Source organism: Kitasatospora papulosa (genome assembly GCF_000717245.1).
Taxonomy (GTDB): domain Bacteria; phylum Actinomycetota; class Actinomycetes; order Streptomycetales; family Streptomycetaceae; genus Streptomyces; species Streptomyces papulosus.
This window is the reverse complement of the sequence record NZ_JNYQ01000030.1, coordinates 1-18,742: the sequence shown is the minus strand read 5'-3', so window position 1 is coordinate 18,742 and position 18,742 is coordinate 1. Positions and strand designations below refer to the sequence as shown.

The following is an 18,742-nucleotide window of genomic DNA, read 5'->3' as shown; positions in this document are numbered from 1 at the left end:
CAGGTCGGTCGTGCCCTGGGACTGCCGGCCGCCGCGGGGCTCGGACCCGCCACCTACTTCGCCGACCTCGCCGCTCCTCACGGGGAACGGCACGTCCGTATGACGATGGGCGCGCTCACCTCTCCAGGGTGCGACTCCACACCGGCCACAGCATGCCGGGCGGGGTCCCCGAGTCGCGTCCCGCGCCGGGGCGTCGTACACCGGGAACATGAGCGAGGAACAGACGTCGTGGCTCCTGCCGGCCCGGGTGGTGGCCAGGAAGCGCAGGAGTGTGTCACGGTGAGGTGACACGAGACCGTCCGGTACCCGCCGGTGCCGGACTTTGGGTTCCGGGTGTTGCCCCCTTCACGGGTTCCCGCCTCCCGCCATCGTCGTCCCCTTCATGAGGGGTTTCGTCTTTGGGCTCGCAACCCCGGAAGGGGGCATGCCTACATGCACGTCACCACGCTGATCGACGCCACCACCGCCTGGATCATCCCCGACGGCGAGATCGATCAGGGCGCCCTGCCCAAGCTCCACGCCGTCCTCGAAGCACTGCCACAGGACGTGACCGAGCTGGTCTGGGACCTCCAGAGCACCCCGTTCATGGACATGGCCGGGCTGCACCTGCTCGTCGACCCGCAACCGCCCACGCACCCGCGTCACATCACGGTGACCGGCATGCACCCGCAGCCCCTGCACCTACTGCACACGGCCGCCCAAGTCTTCCCCACCCTCGGCTTCACCGAGTTGCTCCCCGACGCACGAGCGCACGAAGCCGCCTGATCGCTCGAACGCCGCCGACTTGGAGCAACTCCGCAGTCGGCGGCGTCTCTGTGCTCTCCTGCTGGAGATCTCGCGGTCAAAGTGCCTGCACACGGGTGCAGCCGGGACACCACCACTGGATGCAGAGTGGCCGGCACCCTCAGTCCGCCGAAGCGGGTGGCCCAGGTACCGGCCAACCGAAGAGCAGCCTGGGGTCGGGGGGGCAGGGCGGTGAGCCAGCCGCTGATGCGGTGGCTGAAGTGGTGCCCGGCGAGGCTGGCGCCGCCGATCGGCAGCGGGGGTGACTGCGATCTTGGCTGCGGCATCGAGCACGGAGGCGCTGTCCTTGGAGTGCGGGCACTGGAGGTGAGTTCCAGTCAGGGCGTGAAGTAGATGCTTGAGAGGGAGACGCAGACGGTGGTGCCTGCGGAGGGGGCGGGAGCGGACGGCTCTTGCGCGGAGGCTTGACGGCCTCTGCCGGGCCTGACGACCCGGATTTCTCCGGAGTCATCGGGCCGGTTCGTCGACGCCCCGCCGCCTGGGGAGGCGTCAACGACCCGCCCCCAGGGCTTGTCCGGCGCGCTCCACGCCCCGGACCGTGAAAAGCGCATTCCCTACGGGGAATTGTCGGTGTCGGCTGTACGCCGCAGGATCTGGTCCGAAGAGATCTGCCTGGCAAGGAGATGCACATGATCGAGATCGACCCGCAGTACCTGGCCCACCGCTATATGGCTCAATGGACAGTGGCGGACAGCGCCGAACGCCGCGTGGCCATCGAGCAGTTGTGGTCCGAGGACGCCACTCACACCCTGCAGCCGCCTGCGGAGATACGGGAGATCGCTGCACAACTTGGCTTCGTCAACACGACTCTGGAGGCTCAGGGGTACGACGCCATCGAGACCCGGGTGGCGCGAAGCTACGAGCGGTTCGTCGAGACAGGGGGACTCACCTTCCGGGCACGCGCCGATGCGGTACGCCTTCACGGCGTGGTCAAATTCGGCTGGGAGACGGTGTCCACCGAGACCGGCGACGTGGTGGGCGGGGGCATGGAGATCCTGGTACTCGACGACGACGGCCGGATCAAGGCCGACTACATGTTCCCGGGGGCCTGACCCGCCTCAGCAGAGGCCGCTGCTCTGGCGGCGGCCGTGAGAGCCCCGGCTGTCGCCGGGTCCGCCGGCAGGAACGCCTCAAGCTTCAGCTCGGAAAGTGTCACGTCAACGGCGGTGGCGAAGGTCGTCACGGTCGTCATCAGGTTCAGCTCCCCGTACGAGGACTGCAGGCGGAGTGGAACTGCGAAACCGAGCAGCCCGGCGCACCGCTCCAGCTCGGGAACGTACCCCACGAGCTCGGCGTGCAACTCCTCCAGGTGGCCGAGGCGGGCAAGGATGTGGCGCGCCCATTCGGCGAGGTTGCGGATGCGGGGAGCCAGACCTTCGGGATGCAGCGCAAGACGGTAGATGTTCCTGCCCGGGCCCACCAGCTCGGCGGCCGCACCCTCGGTGATCAGGTCGAATGCGGTGTTCGCGGCTATCAGGTCACCAGCCCCGTCCACCACCAGCGCCGGATACGGCAGATGCCCGCGCAGGATGTGGTCGATCGCTGCGCGCACGGGGGCCAGCGCCTGGTCGTCCAGTGAGCTCTCGGGGTAGGCGGGCGCGTACCCGGCGGCCAGAAGCAGTTCGTTGCGCTCGCGCAGCGACAGCTCCAGAGCCTCGGCCAAGCGCACGACCATGTTCCGGCCGGGGTCGGACCTGCGGGATTCGATGAAACTGAGGTGCCGCTGGGTGGTGCCCGCCCGCAGCGCCAGATCGAGCTGGCTGAGGTGACGGCGGGTACGGAGTTCGCGAAGTGCACGAGGGAAGTCCACTGGCCTGTTGTAACGGCGGGGGAGGGTTCCAGGCCATTCCCTGCAGGGAATTGTCGCCACCGAACCCGTCGTGAACATCTGCGGCACGGCCAGGGCACTGCGCCCCGTCCGCGATCCGGCCTCCTTCGAGGACGACGTGGACGTCGAAGGCTGACGAGGACTACACCTGGGCACCCCGGTCGGGTTGCTCTCTATGACCCCGTTGGTTGGTCCGAGTCCGCGGCTCATACCTGGCGGTGTTCCGGGTTGGGCGTACGGATGCCGTTTTCGAGTGTGCGGATGACGGCGGAGACGATGCCGTGCCTCGGCAGCCCGCAGGCCTCGGCGTCCTGATACCCGGTGTACACCAGCGACCAGAGCACACGTTGGATCCAGGCGGGAGTGACGTCCGGGTCGAAGGGACCTTCGGCTTGCCCGCGCTTGATGAGAGCGATCACCGGGTCATCGAGAGGCTCCGGCGTATCTGCTGCGCCGCGGCCTTCCAGAACCGCGGCTGGCTCCTCCCGCGCCGCGTCCTCCGGCCTTGGGCCCGCTCGCACGCCCGGAAATGCCCGGCCGTGGCTGTCCTCACGACTGTCCGGTGGGAGTGCGGGACGCTTGTACCGCCTGCTGGTCATGGCAGCGGAACCGGTCGACGTGCTGCCCGCTCTAAAACATGGTTGTCCAGTGTGGGCGCGCTCCGGGATGGCATTCACACCTTCGCCCGTTCCTTGGCCTTCATCAGTGCGTTGTCGCTCGGTCCGCGCCGAAGTGCTTCGGTTCGAGCGACTGCGCGTCCCCTACGAGTTGAGCAAGGTGATCTGCATAACCGCCCCGAGCTCTGGCGGCCAGACGCGCGGAGGTGAGAACGGGAAAACGCCTGGTGCGCAGAACACGGTAACGATGCGCCTGCAGGGCGGCCACCAGTGCGTGATCCTCTCCGGTGGTGCGGGAGGAGAACCCTCCGACGCTCAGATACGCATCCGCCCGCACCCCGAGGTTCGCCCCATGGACGTGCGGGTGAAGGCTCGAGGGGTGTTCCGTACTGCCAGCCGTTGCGTACGCACGCACATGATCACTCATCACGCCCTCGAGCACGGGCGGCCACCCTTGCGGACGGATCGTGCCCACCACCGCGTCCCAACCCCGATCCGCGCACACGCGCTGATGCGCAAGCCAACGAGAGGGAACTTCGCTGTCCGCATCGGTCGACGCGATCCACACGGCCGCCGGGTCCACGCCGAGAGTGTCCAGAGCCAGTCGCGCACCAGCGGCTCTGGCCTCACCCGGACTGCGCGCGTCGAGCGCCGCGACCACAGCACCCTCCCTGACGGCCACCTGGATCGTCCGGTCGGTACACGCGTCGGCAGCGACCACCACGAGCTGCCTGACCGACCTGACGGCCGGATGACGTGTCGCCCGGCGAACAGAGGCGAGGGCTGCCGACAGAGGAGCCTCTTCGTTGTGTGCGGGAATCACTACGGCGATGGCGGCGAGGCCGGTCACAGGAGCCCCTCGAACCCGGCGGGGGACAGCGGAGGATCCTCACCCGGCAGAACCCGGCTGAATGTCTGCAGAACGAAATCCTCCTCCGTGTGATCGACGTCCAGGACTAGCCCGGGTTCGCGCGACAGCCGCTCAGCGAGCTGCGCACCGGTGTAAAGGTGCTCTTGCACCGGGTGGTTCCAGTGGACCGTCACCAGGGTTCCGCCGGCGTCGAGGGAGGCGGTGGCCCGTGAAAGCAGTTCGTCCAGTTGCCGTCCGTCGAAGTAGTAGAGGAGTTCAGAGAGCACGATGAGGTCGAACGTTCCCTCCGGCCACTCCTGCGGCACGGTGAGGCGACTTACCGCGACATGGCTGAGGTCCGCTGTGCGGCGGCGGGCGGTCGCGACGGCGGATTCGACCCGATCTGCGGCGACCACTTCGTCGCACCTCTGTGCGAGAAGGCGTGTCAGCTGTCCGACAGAACAAGCAGGTTCGAAGGCGCGCCGAAAACGCGGTCGCGGCAGCGACCCCACGGTCAGCGCGTACTTCCGATGCTCATACCAACGCTCCTGGAGATGCCAAGGATCACTCCTGCCCGCGTACATCCCCTCGAAATACTCGGCCGGAGTGCTCACTGAAACACCACCTCACGCGGGCGCAGATGATGGGCGATCTCCTCGGGCGGCAAAATCGCCGCATCCTGAGCCCCCGGCCCCAGAGGCAGGATCTGCGAGGCAAAAGCATCGACGGCGTGCCGCTTACGCGCCTGGACCTCGAGGTTGAGCGGCAGCTGCGCGGCCCGGCTCCACGGCACACGAGGATCGCCTGGCTGGGCCCAGTGCCACAGCCAGATCGGGTACTCGACAAAGGAAGCGCCAACCGCTTGGGCCGCTGCGCGGGTGGCCCGGCCGGCTGCCTCGTGGTCGCTGTGCATGTCACCGCTCCACGGAGCGGCCACCAGAGCTGCTCCGCGACACAGCGGAGCAAGCGCCTTGCACAGGTCATCCTCGTATCGCGCCACCTGGGAGTCCGGAATGTGCAGTTGCACGACATCGGCGTGGCCGGCGCCCAGCCGGCCCAGAGCGGCGCGGGTCTCCTCTGAACGGATGGCGGCGAGTTCGTGGGGCCGTAGCACCCTGCTGTGCGGGTGGGATCCCTCGCCGTCCGTCACGGCTACAACAGTCATCTGATGCCCGAGGTCCGACAGCCGGGCAAGGGTGCCACCGAAGCCGAGCACCTCATCGTCCGGGTGTGCGGCAACGACCACCACGCTTCCGGCCGCCGGGAGTGGAAACTCATGCATGGCATCCCAACCCGACCACGCTGCCCAAAGGCCCTCGGCCGTGCCGGGAGCCTGAATCGGATTCGCGTAGGGAGGCGGATCGTCGGAGCGCGTGCTCACAGGCCCTCACCCTCGCTGAGGAGGGCACCGAGCTCGGCGAGGTTGCGCTCCGCGTGGTGCTGGCGGATGTACACGGTGAGGTCGGCCACGTTGCGCGCGTGGCGCTGGTCATGGCACAGCGGCCCTGCGCCGGTGGCGCGGCCGACGTGGTCCAGCGTGCGCCCACAGACGGCCTCGACAAGTCCTCGGACACGCAAGCTCAGCTGTCGAGCCTCGCCCTTGGAGTCCAGGGGATCGGTGTCGATGGCGGTCGCCGCGGCATTCAAGGTCAGTTCTGCTGCGTGCACGTCGATGTCCACCGCGCCGAGGTGCGCTGTGGTGTGCGGATCACTCCCGCGAGCCGCCGCCGCGTAGAGCGGACGGGCCACTGCGCGCGCTCCGCCGAGCCAGCAGGCGGCCACTCCGATGCCCCCGTGCTGGAAACCGGGCCGGTTCACGTAATCCTCTACGGCACCTACCGGCTCGGCCGGGGCTTCATGAAAGCGCACATCCGGCGTATCCGAGCCGGCCATACCCAGTGCCCGCCACGTCCCCTCGAGCGGTTCGTAGGAGGTGTCGCTCAGGGAGACGGCGAAGAGGCGTCGACCGTCCTTGACGCGTGCGGTGACCAAGGCGTGTGTGCAGCTGTGCGCCCCAGAGCAATACTGCTTGAGCCCGCTGATTGTCCACCCGCCGTCGGGTTGACGGGTTGCGGACAGACCCTCGCCTGGTGGTTCGGCAGCCCACACGCCCCAGCGGCTGCCCGGCTCTGCGGCGGGGCCGTCGAGTTCGGCGAGAATCGCCACAGCGTCGACATGTCCCTCCACCAGCCTGGCCAGGCATAGATCGTCCTCTGCCACCGCCTTCAGGGCGGCGAAGCGTTCGGCGGTTCTGCCGCTGCCAGGGAGCGGGAAAAGCAGGCGCCCGCTCTCCATCGCGGCGACCGCCCCGGCGAAACGCGCCGAGGTCTCGGCCCGAAGCGCACGGGCTTCGAATTCTCCCTCGTGGCCCGGAGACACGGGCCTCTCGGGCACGACGAGGCGTCGTTCGGTACTGCCTGTCACGGGAAAGTCCCTTCTTGATCGTCGGCGGGGCCCGTCTGCAGGAAGGGGCTCTCGCACTGTTTGGGCGCGCGGCCGGGTCGGCGTGCGAGGAAGACTGCGGCGCCCTGAATACGGCTTGTCTTCACCCAGACGACTGCGGTGTACCAAGCCTGCGGAGGCGGGCATCGAGCTCGCGGCTGTAGAAATCGATGAACATAGAGTCCGGGCCGGCGTTCTGCATCACGACCCGGCCGAATCCCGCGTCGAGGTAGCGTTGCACCGCCTCCACATGCTGAGAGGGATACGGACCGCAGGGATCTTTCCCTGATGTTTTCCATTCGGCCGTGCTCGTAGCCGACTCGAAGTGCGCCGGATTCGGCAGCGCTCATGACCGTCCACCCGGTCAGCGCTTACCTGGAGGTTTTCAGGGCGGCCCGCGCTGCAGTCTCTTCGTCCGGTGCCCAGGCGACTGGAACCTCGGCATATCGAGGCCCAGTCCCGCCTGCGTCTCGGTACTGCTTGACGATTCAAGGCCGGTCCTCCGTCACGAAGAGCCCGTCCCCAAGCTCGGCCGCCAAGACGGCTGCGCGCTCGCCCCCCAGGGGCTACGGCAATGCCAGGGGGAGTGTCGGGCAGGTCGAATACGCGGGCGTCGGACAACCGGAGGTATGTACCGTCATACGACTGGTAGCCCCCATGCCACAACAGTTCAATGATTTCGATGGCTGCATGAAGCTTTTCCTGCCTGGTGGTCACCGTGTCGGGGAAGCCGCGGCCCACAACATGCTCATTGAGTCGCTCGCCTGACCCCGGCCCCAGGGTGAAGCGCCCTTCGGACAACAGAGCCATGGTAGCTGCGGCCTGCGCGATGATCGCCGGATGGTAGCGCACCGTCGGACACGTCACGCCCGTTGCCAATCCGATCCGATCGCTCCGTGCCGCGATGGCACCAAGCAGCGTCCAGGCGAAAGGAGAATTCCCTTGGTTGCCCAACCATGGATGGTAGTGGTCACTGACCTCGATACATCGAAACCCGCCCGCTCTGCCGTCACAGCCTGACGCACCAGTTCACCCGGCCCGTAGGCCTCAGCGGCAAGTTTGTACCCGATCTGCATAGCCCTTGACTCCTGCCCGCATTTCCGGAACGCCATGCCTGCTCCTAAGGGAAGGCATGGCGAGAGGGGAAGCGCAATCATCTGCCTGCCATCGCGTGCCCAGGCTTTCGGCATATAACCTAAGCGCGGAGTATCGTCCGAGTTGGGAGCCACGTCCTAACGATCTCGTGCGCGATTAGTGCTGGTACGTTGAGGATCACGGTGGGGCCCCCGGAGTGATGTGCCAGCACGTTCGACCGGTTCGGGGGGCGTAATGCAAGTACAAGGGCGTCATGATCACCGACGCTGCGCGGGGCTTCGCCTCCGCTGCACTGACCCCTATGCCCCTGCTCGCTGCTACTCCGGCCCAGGCTGCTGAGATCACCACCCTCACCGAGGGTGTTCGAGCGCTGCCGCTGGCTGCGGAGTCCCGCACCGGCGATGAGCGCTCGTCCTTCAAGCCCCTGGGTCGACGCCGGTTCCCAAGCCCATCTACGACAAGCGGGAAGGCAAGACCTTCGAGGTGACTCGCTTCGAGCGTGCCTTCGCCCGGCTGGTCCACAACGCCGAACCGGGCGAGGACTTCGACCCGTATTACAAGGAAGCGGGCTTCGTGACCGTCGACAACCCTGCCTGATCGATGCGTGGGCGGTGCCGCGATGCGGCACCGCCCGAACCGTATTCACGCAGGCCGTGCGAGCCGTACCTCTACGCCAAGTTGGCGGCCGCCGTCTCCAGTACGGCGCGCTGGCGGGTGCCGATGGGTACGTCGGCCTGGCGCAGCGAGCGAAGCGTGGATCCCTCGGCATACAGCCTGCACAGCCCCAGCAGCCGGAACTGATCGGCCCCGGTCAGCCTGGTCGCCGTCGAACTTCCGCTGGACCGCGCGCCGCACGAAGAACTCGTCACCGCCGTCCTCGCGTGGAAGGAGCCGAACCTCACCCCGCGCGACTACGAACAGATCGTGCTCCAGCTGACCGGGCACGCCCACGCAGTCGCCGCCGACGTCCAGCGCCACGCCGCCGCCCTTCCGAAGAACGACGGCCGCGGCGCCCTCGCCGAAGGCATCCTCCGCGAAGCCGCCGGCCACCTGTCCCAACCGATACAGGGCACCGCCCGCTGCGCCCAGAACCGTGCCCGGCTCGTACGGGCCCTCTACGAACGCCTCGACCGCCTCCAGGCAGCGCCCGACCGCACGCCGGCTGGCAGCACCTCGTTAATCACCACCCTGAAAAACAGGGATGAAGCGGAGTCCGCGTTTCACCTCTGACCTGCTAAACCGACCGCCACGCTCACAACAACGGGCCGCGGACCTCCAAGAGGCCCGAGGTCCGGTCACGGCACAGGAGGGCGGTCAGAGGCTGTTCGAGGTGGCCTGGGGGGATCACCACTCCTCCCTCGGGCGCGGCTCGACGTGCCCGCAGTAGTGGCAGGTCGCCCCCGCCGAGCCTCAGCTTCACGGTCCCGTTCGCGGTATGACCGTCGGAGAAGTCGGGCCGTGAGGCGGTGAACCCGGTCGGCTTCCGCCCCTCCTGCTCGTCGCCTTCGTCCAGGCGGCGCTGCCCGTCCGCTTACGACCGGAGAACGTCGCGCGCCTTGTCGGAGGTGCAGTCCAGTGCGGCCGCCACCTCCTGCCAGGTCGCCCGCCCCTTCGGCGCCGAATGTGACACGGATGGGCAGGATTCGCCCGAGTCTGGATCAGCGTCAAGGGGGCTGCAGGCATCGTTGCGCCAGGGGCGCGTGTCGGCCTAGATCGGCGGATGCCTGCCGAACGTCGGCGCGCAGCGGTGTGGCTTCCGCGAGATGGTCATCCTGCACAAGGCCGACGACCGACGGCCGAGCGGGCGGCTGCCGAATCACTGCGAGCCGCTCTGATGCCCCTATCTTGCCGCGGTGGGACGAGAACCTTCGCTTTCCTCCCGTGGCATTTCGGTGGCGTGGGGTAGCCGGTCGTGGTGAGGTTCGGCCAGTCGAGGAGAGGAACGTCTTTCATGCGTGCTCGGAACATAGGCGCGTCAGCCGCCGCCGCGTTGGCGCTGGTGGCCGCCCGCGACCTTGTGCAGAAGAAGCACGCACTGCTGAGGAACTTCCCCGTGGTGGGGCACGCCAGGTACTTGCTGGAGAGGATCGGCCCCGAGTTGCGGCAGTACGTTGTGACGTCCAACGACGAGGAACGGCCCTTCAGCCGTGACCAGCGCAGCTGGATCTACGCGTCGGCGAAGGAGGAGAACAACTACTTCGGGTTCGGCACCGACAACGACGTCGAGCACGTGCAGGGTCACGCGTACGTGAAGCAGCGCACGTTCGCCGGTCGGCTGCCCGATCTGCGCGACGCACAGGCGCCGTTGCCCTCGGCCAAGGTGCTCGGCGGACCACGAGGCCGCGCGAAGGCGTTCCGGCCGGCGAGTGTGGTCAACATCTCGGCGATGAGCTTCGGCTCGCTGTCCGGCGCGGCCGTCACGGCGCTCAACAAGGGTGCGGCGCTGGCCGGGACGATGCACAACACCGGTGAGGGCGGCCTGTCGCCCTACCACCTCAACGGTGGGGAACTCGTCCTCCAGATCGGTACGTCGTACTTCGGCTGCCGCAACGAGGACGGGACGTTCAATCTCGACAAGCTGAAGTCCGTGGTCGCGAGCGGGCCTGTCAAGGCGATCGAGATCAAGCTCTCGCAGGGTGCGAAGCCGGGGCTCGGCGGCATGCTGCCGGGTGTGAAGGTGACCGACGAGATCGCCGGGATCCGCGGCATCCCCGCGGGCAAGGACTGCGCGTCGCCGTCGCGGCACACCGCCTTCCACGACGTGGACTCGATGCTCGACTTCGTGGAACTGCTGGCCACGGAGACCGGATTGCCCGTCGGGATCAAGAGCGCCATCGGGGAAATGGGCTTCTGGGAGGAACTCGCCACCCTGATGGAGCGAGGTGATCGAGGGGTCGACTTCGTGACCATCGACGGAGGCGAGGGCGGCACCGGGGCTGCTCCCCTGATCTTCGCCGACTCGGTGTCCCTGCCGTTCCGCATCGGCTTCTCCCGCGTCTACAGCGTGTTCGCCGAGCGCGGGCTGACTGACGACATCACCTTCATCGGCTCCGGCAAGCTCGGTCTGCCCGAGAACGCTGTCGTCGCGTTCGCCCTCGGCGTCGACATGGTCAACGTGGGCCGTGAGGCGATGCTGTCCATCGGCTGTATCCAGGCGCAGAAGTGCCACACCGACGCATGCCCCACCGGCATCGCCACGCAGGACCCGTGGCTGACGCGCGGCATCGACGCTCCCTCGAAGGCCATCAGGGCCGCGATGTACCTGCGCACCCTGCGAAGGGAGTTGCTGAGGGTCTCGGGCGCCGTCGGCGTCGCCCACCCCTCGCTCATCACCGCCACCGACATCGACATCCTCAACGGTGACTACGAGGCCCGCACCCTGGCGAGCGTCTACGACTACAAGGACGGCTGGGGCTCGCTCGGACCCAAGCTCGCCGATGAGATCGCCGAGCTGCTCACTGCCTGAGCACGTCCTTGCCCCCTCGTCGGGTATGCGGAGATACGGCTGCGGCCTGATCAGCACGCGACGTCACGAGTGTGTGCAGTCCTGTCCGGGGCGGCTCGGTGTCGGGAGCCACTCGTCCTGAACGGTGGGGCGTGACCGCCTCAGGGATCTTTGTCAGCATCAAGCGCCGGCCACGGGGCTGGGGTGGTCTCTGCGCTTCGGACGCGGCGCCTTACGGCATGCTTTCCCCGCGGGTGCGTCCCGCAAGGCGCCTCTTCCCCTGTCGGCTACGCCTGAATTGTGGACCAGTTCCGACGGGTGGAAGATGCCCCCCGGTCCGTCAGTTGATGTTGGTCATTCCCTGGTGTTGGCTGCGGGAACCCCGTCGGAGGTCGCGCCGCGCATGCCGTAGGAGTCGCCCTTGAGGGAGATCACTTCGGCGTGGTGGACGAGTCGGCCGATCATTGCGGCGGCGACGGTGTCGTCGCCGAAGACCTCACCCCAGCGTCCGAAGGGCTTGTCGCTCGTGACGATCACGGACGCGTGTTCGTAGCGGCCGAGATGAACTGCAAGATCAGGTTCGCGGCCTCAGGATCGAAGGGGATGTATCCGATCTCGTCCACGACGATCAGCGGGATCCGGCTGAGCCGGGTGAGTTCGTCGGCCAGGCGGCCGTTGGCATGAGCGTCGGTGAGGCGGGTGACCTACTGGGCGGCGGTGGTGAAGCGATGACCGGCCTTGCAGGCCCTGATCCCCAGCACGGGCGCCAGATGGGTCATGCCGGTTCCGGGCGGTCCGAGGAAGATCACGTTCTCCTTCCCGACCACGAAATCGAGCGTCCCGAGGTGGGAGATCGTCTCTCGCTCCACGGACCTTTGATGGTCGAAGTCGAAGTCTTCCTGCGACTTGCGGGAGGGGAGCGGGGCGGCCCTGATCCGTCCCCCAGCGCCAACGGCGGTCGTGGCCGACCTGGTGACCAACAAGCGGATGGGCTGGAGACCGCCCTTCACACAGTTCAAGGCGCCTATCTCCACACGCTCAATCCGGCCGGTTTCGGTGCCATGCTGGTCGCCTCGGCGGTCTCGATCACCGCGTTCCTCGGCGCGTTCGGGCCCTGCGCGCAGGCGTTCTCGACCTTCCTGGCGTGCGGGCTGTCGCTTGTGCTGTGTCCGCTGATCGGCTGGCTGACCAAGGGCCGCTTCCACCTGGAGCGGACGAACACCGTCAACGGGCCCGGGGGTGGACGTGCCTGACGTCACGTCACCCCGCGAGTGCGTGGTGTGCCGCACCCACTACGCGCTGCCCGACATCACGGACTGCCCGGCCCACGACGGTCCGATCTGCTCGCTGGACCGCCAGTGCGGGGACGTGTGCCGCAAGGAGCCCACTGCCGGGCCCGTCCTGCTGCCGGTGCCCCAACTGCGGCCCTCCTCGGGGCGGGGCGCTGCGCGCGAGGCGTGACAGCGGCCCGGGCAGCGCGGCCCGTACGGGAGTCGGGCCGCGCCGCGCGGGCGTATCAGAGCGCCGAGTCGAGGTGCCCGAGGTGCTCGATGAGGTTCATGTTCTCGGCGTAATCCACCGGGCAGTTGATGATCGAGACGCCCGGGTCCGCCAGTGCCTCACGGAGCGTCGGCAACAGGTCCCCGGCGGATTCGATGTGGTAGCCCTTCGCGCCGAAGCTGCGGGCGTACTGGACGATGTCCGGGTTGCCAAAGTCGGTGTTGGAGTTCTCCCCGACCTCCAGGTCCATCTTCCACTTGATGAGCCCGTAGCCCTTGTCCTCCCAGATCAGCACGGTCAGTGGGATGTTCTCGCGGACAGCCGTCTCGATCTCCTGGGAGTGCATGAGAAACGAGCCGTCGCCGACCGCCGCCAGTACCTTCGTCTGCGGCCTGGCGAGCTGGACCGCGAGCGCCCCGGGCAGCGAGAAGCCCATGGTGGACAAGCCGTTGGAGATGATGCAGGTGTTCGGCGCGTACGTCGGGTAGAGCCGGGCCATCCACATCTTCAGCGCACCGGTGTCGACCAGCACGATGTCGTCGCGACCGAGCGCGGCGCGGGTGTCGGCGATGATGCGCTGCGGGGCGAGCGGGTAGCGCTCGTCCGCGGCGCCCTGCGCGAGTTCCTTGGCCAGCAGCGCGCGGGTGGCCGTGGTGTCCTCGTCGTCGATGGTCCAGCGCAGGCCGTCGAGTGCGGTGGCGAGGGCGTCGAGGGAGGCGGAGATATCGCCGATGATGCCGACATCGACCGAGTAGCTGTCGTCCACCTCCGCCGGGAAGCGGTGGATGTGGATGATCTTCTTGTCACCATCCGGGTTTATCCGGGACGGGTCGAACTCCTGCAGCTCGTAGCCGACGGCGATGACGACGTCGGCCTCCTCGAACCCGAAGTTGGTGTAGTCGCGCCGCATGAAGCCGAATGTGCCGGTCGCACACGGGTGGTCGTCGGGCAGGACGCCCTTGCCGTGGAAGGTGGTTGCCGTCGACACGTCGAGTGCGGTGGCGAACGCCGTAAGCGACTCCTCGGCGCCGCCGCGCGCCGCGCCGTGTCCGGCGAGGATCACCGGCCGGCGGGCCTCCCGCAGCAGTTCCACCGCCCGCTCGATCTGCTTGGGGGACGGCGCCTCAGGCTGCACGACGTCCCTGCGCAGCGGGCGCAGGTCCGAGCCCTCCGTCGCCCCGTCGACATCCTCGGGCACGGCGAGGTAGACGGCGCCGGGCCGCTCGGACTCCGCGGTCTTGAACGCGCGCCGCACCATCTCTGGGATGGCCTGGGTGGCCGGGACGTCCGCCGACCACTTCGTGACCGGCGCGAACATGCTCACCAGGTCCACGAACTGGTGGGACTCCTTGTAATTGCGCTCCTTGCCGACCTGCGCGGTGATCGCGACGACGGGCGTGCTGTTCGTCATGGCGTCGGCGACGCCCAGCATCAGGTTGATCGCGCCCGGCCCCAGCGTTGCGGACATTACACCCGCCGTGCCGGTGAGCCGGCCGTGCATCTCCGCCATGAAGGACGCGGCCTGCTCGTGCCGGGTGAGGACGTAGCGGATCTTCTCCGAGCGGGCGAGGGCATTGGTGAAACGGATGTTCTCCTCGCCGGGCACGCCGAACACCACCTCGACGCCCTCGTTCTCCAGGCAGCGCACCAGGAGTTCGGCCGCTCCGTCGGGGGTCTGCTTCCGGTGCTCGGCGTCGCTCACGCTGATCGTGTCCTCTCCTGGGTTTGGGCCTCGCCGATGGGCCGGGCCGGTCAGCCGTCTACCCCGGCCGGCCGCCCGGACGCCTGCGGACCGGGTCTTACGAGCCAGACCCCTTGGAGGGGGTCAACTTTCAGGTGTCGTTTCCGCCGCATCGTGCCCGCCTTTCCCTCGGGCGATCAGGTCGAGGTTGGGCTCGACGGAGTTGAACTGGGCGACGATGTGGCGCACCCGCTTGTCGTGCGGGTCCGGTGCGGCGTGTGGGGCGATGGTCCCGGTGATTAGGCGGCGGACCTCGGGGCCCGGGGGCCGACTACCGCCTCTACACCGCCCGGTGCGCCCTCTCCGAACCTCCCCGCGGGCCGCCGCCCGCCCGCCGTGCCCGGCCAGGACCGGCGACCCCCGGCCGATCCCGGCGAGCGGGCTGGACTCCGGTCCCCGGGTCAGGACGTGGGGGAGTGAGAGATCCCGCGCGTCCCGCTCCAGTACGAGCGCGCCGCTACGCTGCCACGTACGTGTGCGCCCGCCCGCCTTGCTACTCCACCCATTCCGGTGCAGCAGCTGCTTCGCGTCCGGGAGCCCGGCCCGGCGCAGGAACTCCAGGACGTCGTGATCGTCGTAGGCGAGTCCGGCGATTCGTCCGCATATGGTGACCTGACGCCCACCGGCGGGGGAGGGGCGGTGAATGACGATCGGCGCGCTCATCTTTCCAGGGTGCGACTCCACGCCGTTCACAGCATGCCGGGGCGGGCTCCCGGAGTCGCGCCCTGCGCGGGGCGTCGTCCACCGGGTACATGAGCGAGGAACAGACGGCGTGGCATCCGGGCGAGATCGTGCCGGAGAGCGGGATCTACGCGTGTGACTTCGGCGCGGGTCACCACTGGAGTACCGACGTGAAGGGGCCAGGCCGACTCGGCGACATCGTCGCCGCGAGCGGGCCGCTCGCTGATCGGCACGGCTCCCGGGCAAGCACTTCGGAGCCCGTGTCGCACGCAAGGGCGTCGAGTCCAGCGGGCGGCTCGGCCGCCGCATCTGGGTCATTGAGCGGCCCATGTCCTGGCTGACCGGCTACTGCAGACTCAACCACCTCTGCGAACGCCGTCCCTGCAACTATCCGGCCTTCCTCGGCCTCGCCACCGCCCTCTGCTGCCACGAACGATTTCCCGAACTGACCATGTGGGTCGTGGTCTTAAGTCCGAATTAAAAGCGTCTTAAGCGAACCGAACCTCAGAGGGCCTACCGAAGTAACCGCAGGTCAGGGCCATTTCTCCGTGAGCGCCATAGTTGGTCGCGCCGATTCGTCTGCGTAGCATCGGGCTCCGTCGGCGGGTGGAAGCAGCACCCCCAGGAGCGCTCCCGCACGTCCTTCCGCGTGTCTCCGCCGACATCACGTCCTGCCTTCCCACAGACAAGGTACGTAGCCCATGGCCGCTCACCGCGCACGCAGATGGTCTCTAGGCGGACTCGTCCTCCTGCTCTCCGCCGTGCTCGCCGCCACTTTCCTGGTCAGCACGACCGGTCCTGCCACCTCTCGGGCGAACGCTGCCGGGCCACAGGTCTGGGCCGACGAGTTCGACGGTTCCGCGGGCAGCGCGCCCGACCGGTCGAAGTGGACACTGGAGACCGGGGGTTCGGGTAACGGGAACAACGAACTGCAGTACTACACCGACGACTCCCGGAACGCGTCCCTCGACGGCAGAGGGAACCTGGTGATCACTGCCCTGAAGAACTCCGACTCCGGGCTCCGCTGCTGGTACGGAACCTGCCAGTACACTTCGGCCCGACTGAACACCGCCAAAACCTTCACGCAGGCGTACGGCCGCTACGAGGCGCGCATCAAGATCCCGCGCGGCCAGGGCATCTGGCCGGCCTTCTGGATGCTCGGCGACGACCTGGGCAGCGTCGGCTGGCCCAACAGCGGCGAGATCGACATCATGGAGAACGTCGGGCACGAGCCCGGCACCGTCCACGGCACCATCCACGGCCCCGGTTACTCGGGCGGTGGGGGCATCACCGCTTCCCACACTCTGCCGAACGGCGAGGCCTTCGCCGACGACTTCCACACCTTCGCGGTCGACTGGAGCCCGAACGCGATCACCTGGTCGGTGGACGGGCAGACCTACCAGACCCGCAAGCCCGACGATGTGAACGGCAAGAAGTGGGTCTTCGACCACCCGTTCTTCATCGTCCTGAACCTGGCGGTGGGCGGCAACTGGCCCGGCAGCCCGGACGGGGCGACCTCCTTCCCGCAGACGATGACCGTCGACTACGTGCGAGTCTCCGCGTCCGACAGCTCTGACGGCGGCTCCAGGATCGGCGCGATCAAGGGCATCGGCGGCATGTGCGTCGACGTCGCGGGCGCGTCCAGCGCCGACCGCACCCCGATCCAGCTGCACAACTGCACCGGCGTGGACGCACAGAAATGGACGCTGGGCAGCGACGGCACCGTACGCGCCCTCGGCAAGTGCCTTGATGTGCAGGGAGGTTCGACCGCGGCCGGTGCCGTCGTGCAGCTGTACGCATGCAACGGCACGAAGGCCCAGCAATGGACCCACACCACGGCCCGCGATTTGACCAATATCGGGGCGGACAAGTGCCTCGACGCCAAGGGCAACTCCTCGGCGGACGGCACTCGGCTCCAGACATGGACGTGCACCGGCGCCGCCAACCAGAAGTGGACCGTCGGCTGACCGCCCACGTCGTGGCCCCCGCACGTCCCCCGCTCCCTCCAGGAAAGTGAACCCTCACATGCCCCCTCGCCACCAGCGCAACCTCTCCCGCCGCAAGCTGATCACCGCTCTCGCCGGAGCTGCCGTGGCCGTCCCCGCCGCCGCCGTGATCGCCCCTCACGCCCTGGCCACGAAGGATCCCGCGAAAGGAAACTCGAAGGCCGCAGGCGCACTCCCGCTGACGATCGTCAACAACTCCGGCTCCTTCGCCAACACCTCGGTGCGCGTCTACGTCGTGGGGAACCAGGACGGCCGCCAGGTCCGCCTCACCCCCGAAGGCACGCTGGCGCCGATATCACTCTCGGACAACGTGGCGGACGGATTCACCGACTACTCCATCCCACTGTCCGGGGGCGGTGAGACCACGCTCTCCCTGCCCTACATGTCCGGCCGCATCTACGTCGCGCTCGGCGACAAGCTGAAGATCAAGGCAGTGGCGGACGGCAACGGCAACGCCGCACTCCAGTACCCCGCCGGCTGGGTCACCTCGGACCCCAACTACACCGTGCTGCACGACTGCGCCGAGTTCACTCACAACGCCGCCGGCATGTTCTGCAACACCACCATGGTCGACATGTTCAGCGTCCCCATGAGCATCGGCCTCACAGGTGCCAAGAACCAGACCACGGGATCCCTGCGCGACGGCGGGCGCGCCCAGGCCTTCGCCGCAGTCTCCCGGATTCCGGAGTTCGCAGACCTCGTGCTGGACGACCGACGCATCGTCGCCCCGGGCCACGGCCTGGACTCGGGCATTTTCGCCGAGGACTACTTCGACCCGTACATAGACGAGGTGTGGAGCACATACACGGGCAAGGACCTGACCGTGACCACCAACGCGGGCACCTTCACCGGCCGGGTTCGGGGCGACCGCTTCGTCTTCGACGGCCCGGCGTCCGTGTCCTTCGACAGGCCCTCCACCCGTGACGTGCTGTTCTGCGACGGCAAGCTTGCCGCTCCCAACGACGGGAGCACCGGTCCGGTCGCCGCGGTTCTGGGCGCAGGTTTCAATCGGTCCACCCTGATCAGCGACCCCGCGCAGCCCACGGCGGACCCGGCCGCCTTCTATCGGTCCTCGCAGATCACCAACCACTACTCCGCGGCAATCCACGCGGCCACCGAGGAAGGCAAGGCTTACGGCTTCGCCTTCGACGACGTGGCCGACTTCGCCTCGTACATCCAGGACACCGCACCCAAGGGCGCCCGGCTGACCCTGACACCTTTCTGATCTCACCGCAGGCCACGGGTTCCGGTCTGCCGGCCGTCGACGCGCTGTCCCCAGGGAGAGCCTGGCTGACCGGACGGTCTGCCGTCGGCAGCATCGACGCGGCCGACCGGACCCGGCCGTCCCTTCAGCGTGGAGCCGTGGACGCTGCTGACGGGCAGGTCCACAACCGCTCGGGCAGCCTGAGGTCTCGCCAGTCAATCCCACAGCTGCCCACGCGAGCAGCTCGGCCCCAGGCGGAAGGCCGAGCTGCCCGCGGCACCGTCAGCGGCGAGACGACCGCCGGACCGAGATCGAAATTGGTACGGAAATCGCCCAGCAGAATGCGTACGAGGGCACAACAGCCATCGACCTCAGCGGTGGCGGGCGCGGGTGATTCAGAGAACCCGTCACCTTGGGCAAGCCAGGTGACGGCTAGGGCCTGTGTGAGGTCGTGATCAATATCTGCGTTCCGCTGCCGTGCCGGGACGGATCACGGTAGAACGCCGGTGTGACGCGCCGACAGCTCAGT

Annotated in this window: 18 protein-coding genes and 2 pseudogenes; 9 read left to right on the top strand and 11 right to left on the bottom strand. The window is 68.0% G+C overall.

The window, feature by feature from the left end; translation table 11 throughout:
- Positions 1-432 precede the first annotated feature (432 nt).
- Positions 433-765 (top strand): STAS domain-containing protein, encoded by a 333-nt coding sequence (locus IA22_RS0132995; protein ID WP_014152196.1) that lies wholly within the window; start codon positions 433-435, stop codon positions 763-765.
- 668 nt (positions 766-1,433) lie between these two features.
- Positions 1,434-1,856 (top strand): hypothetical protein, encoded by a 423-nt coding sequence (locus IA22_RS0132990; protein ID WP_030125789.1) that lies wholly within the window; start codon positions 1,434-1,436, stop codon positions 1,854-1,856.
- Here IA22_RS0132990 and IA22_RS0132985 read toward each other — a convergent pair.
- The 8 genes from IA22_RS0132985 to IA22_RS0132945 form a co-directional block, all read right to left on the bottom strand.
- Positions 1,835-2,614 (bottom strand): helix-turn-helix domain-containing protein, encoded by a 780-nt coding sequence (locus IA22_RS0132985; RefSeq protein WP_030125788.1) that lies wholly within the window; start codon positions 2,612-2,614, stop codon positions 1,835-1,837. The genes IA22_RS0132990 and IA22_RS0132985 overlap by 22 nt on opposite strands.
- 224 nt (positions 2,615-2,838) lie before the next feature.
- Entirely contained in the window at positions 2,839-3,231 is a 393-nt protein-coding gene (locus tag IA22_RS37370) for a hypothetical protein (RefSeq protein ID WP_209443749.1), read from the bottom strand.
- Positions 3,232-3,334: 103 nt separating this feature from the next.
- Entirely contained in the window at positions 3,335-4,099 is a 765-nt protein-coding gene (locus tag IA22_RS35835) for a glycosyltransferase family 2 protein (protein WP_078468485.1), read from the bottom strand.
- A complete protein-coding gene (locus IA22_RS0132970) occupies positions 4,096-4,713 on the bottom strand; it encodes a class I SAM-dependent methyltransferase (RefSeq protein WP_015580285.1) in 618 nt (205 codons plus the stop codon). The genes IA22_RS35835 and IA22_RS0132970 overlap by 4 nt, the downstream gene beginning before the upstream one ends.
- The gene (locus tag IA22_RS0132965; protein WP_014152191.1) at positions 4,710-5,480 is read right to left on the bottom strand and encodes a PIG-L deacetylase family protein; all 771 of its coding nucleotides are present in this window, start codon (positions 5,478-5,480) and stop codon (positions 4,710-4,712) included. The genes IA22_RS0132970 and IA22_RS0132965 overlap by 4 nt, the downstream gene beginning before the upstream one ends.
- Positions 5,477-6,523 (bottom strand): acyl-CoA dehydrogenase family protein, encoded by a 1,047-nt coding sequence (locus tag IA22_RS0132960; protein ID WP_014152190.1) that lies wholly within the window; start codon positions 6,521-6,523, stop codon positions 5,477-5,479. The genes IA22_RS0132965 and IA22_RS0132960 overlap by 4 nt, the downstream gene beginning before the upstream one ends.
- A 219-nt stretch (positions 6,524-6,742) precedes the next feature.
- Positions 6,743-7,495, bottom strand: a complete 753-nt coding sequence (locus IA22_RS34570) for an LLM class flavin-dependent oxidoreductase (RefSeq protein ID WP_245229652.1) — start codon at positions 7,493-7,495, stop codon at positions 6,743-6,745.
- Positions 7,496-8,304: 809 nt separating this feature from the next.
- Complete coding sequence (locus tag IA22_RS0132945) at positions 8,305-8,505, bottom strand: hypothetical protein (RefSeq protein ID WP_150832175.1); 201 nt, start codon at positions 8,503-8,505, stop codon at positions 8,305-8,307.
- Here IA22_RS0132945 and IA22_RS0132940 point away from each other — a divergent pair.
- Together IA22_RS0132940 and IA22_RS0132935 are read left to right on the top strand one after the other, a co-directional pair.
- The gene (locus IA22_RS0132940) at positions 8,453-8,866 is read left to right on the top strand and encodes a DUF6415 family natural product biosynthesis protein (RefSeq protein WP_078559822.1); all 414 of its coding nucleotides are present in this window, start codon (positions 8,453-8,455) and stop codon (positions 8,864-8,866) included. The two genes, IA22_RS0132945 and IA22_RS0132940, sit on opposite strands and share 53 nt — an antisense overlap.
- A 721-nt stretch (positions 8,867-9,587) precedes the next feature.
- On the top strand, positions 9,588-11,102 hold the full coding sequence (locus IA22_RS0132935; protein WP_030125785.1) for an FMN-binding glutamate synthase family protein: 1,515 nt from the start codon (positions 9,588-9,590) through the stop codon (positions 11,100-11,102).
- A gap of 333 nt (positions 11,103-11,435) precedes the next feature.
- On the opposite strand, the pseudogene istB reads toward IA22_RS0132935, so the two are convergent.
- Positions 11,436-12,061, bottom strand: a pseudogene (gene istB / locus IA22_RS34565) (IS21-like element helper ATPase IstB).
- Between istB and IA22_RS38160 the strand changes: the two are divergent.
- Positions 11,960-12,334, top strand: a complete 375-nt coding sequence (locus IA22_RS38160) for a hypothetical protein (protein WP_015580295.1) — start codon at positions 11,960-11,962, stop codon at positions 12,332-12,334. The pseudogene istB and the gene IA22_RS38160 sit on opposite strands and share 102 nt — an antisense overlap.
- Positions 12,327-12,542 (top strand): hypothetical protein, encoded by a 216-nt coding sequence (locus tag IA22_RS38155; protein WP_157840974.1) that lies wholly within the window; start codon positions 12,327-12,329, stop codon positions 12,540-12,542. Before IA22_RS38160 ends, IA22_RS38155 begins: the two co-directional genes overlap by 8 nt.
- A 55-nt stretch (positions 12,543-12,597) precedes the next feature.
- On the opposite strand, the gene IA22_RS0132910 is transcribed toward IA22_RS38155, so the two are convergent.
- On the bottom strand, positions 12,598-14,283 hold the full coding sequence (locus IA22_RS0132910; RefSeq protein WP_030125782.1) for an acetolactate synthase large subunit: 1,686 nt from the start codon (positions 14,281-14,283) through the stop codon (positions 12,598-12,600).
- Positions 14,284-14,406: 123 nt separating this feature from the next.
- Complete coding sequence (locus IA22_RS38395; RefSeq protein ID WP_030125781.1) at positions 14,407-14,985, bottom strand: hypothetical protein; 579 nt, start codon at positions 14,983-14,985, stop codon at positions 14,407-14,409.
- 253 nt (positions 14,986-15,238) lie between these two features.
- Here IA22_RS38395 and IA22_RS37905 point away from each other — a divergent pair.
- From IA22_RS37905 to IA22_RS0132895, 3 genes and pseudogenes are all read left to right on the top strand, one after another.
- Positions 15,239-15,484: pseudogene (locus IA22_RS37905) on the top strand (hypothetical protein); the annotation flags it as partial.
- Between the two features lie 220 nt (positions 15,485-15,704).
- Entirely contained in the window at positions 15,705-16,970 is a 1,266-nt protein-coding gene (locus tag IA22_RS0132900) for a glycoside hydrolase family 16 protein (protein ID WP_030125780.1), read from the top strand.
- A gap of 58 nt (positions 16,971-17,028) precedes the next feature.
- On the top strand, positions 17,029-18,234 hold the full coding sequence (locus tag IA22_RS0132895; RefSeq protein WP_030125779.1) for a beta-1,3-glucanase family protein: 1,206 nt from the start codon (positions 17,029-17,031) through the stop codon (positions 18,232-18,234).
- Positions 18,235-18,742 lie beyond the last annotated feature (508 nt).

Bases quoted from the DNA above. Each gene is read 5' to 3' on its own strand.
- IA22_RS38395 (WP_030125781.1), bottom strand. From the start codon at position 14,985: ATGAGCGCGCCGATCGTCATTCACCGCCCCTCCCCCGCCGGTGGGCGT.
- IA22_RS0132995 (WP_014152196.1), top strand. From the start codon at position 433: ATGCACGTCACCACGCTGATCGACGCCACCACCGCCTGGATCATCCCC.
- IA22_RS0132990 (WP_030125789.1), top strand. From the start codon at position 1,434: ATGATCGAGATCGACCCGCAGTACCTGGCCCACCGCTATATGGCTCAA.
- IA22_RS0132935 (WP_030125785.1), top strand. From the start codon at position 9,588: ATGCGTGCTCGGAACATAGGCGCGTCAGCCGCCGCCGCGTTGGCGCTG.
- IA22_RS38160 (WP_015580295.1), top strand. From the start codon at position 11,960: ATGGTCGAAGTCGAAGTCTTCCTGCGACTTGCGGGAGGGGAGCGGGGC.
- IA22_RS0132895 (WP_030125779.1), top strand. From the start codon at position 17,029: ATGCCCCCTCGCCACCAGCGCAACCTCTCCCGCCGCAAGCTGATCACC.
- IA22_RS0132900 (WP_030125780.1), top strand. From the start codon at position 15,705: ATGGCCGCTCACCGCGCACGCAGATGGTCTCTAGGCGGACTCGTCCTC.
- IA22_RS37370 (WP_209443749.1), bottom strand. From the start codon at position 3,231: ATGACCAGCAGGCGGTACAAGCGTCCCGCACTCCCACCGGACAGTCGT.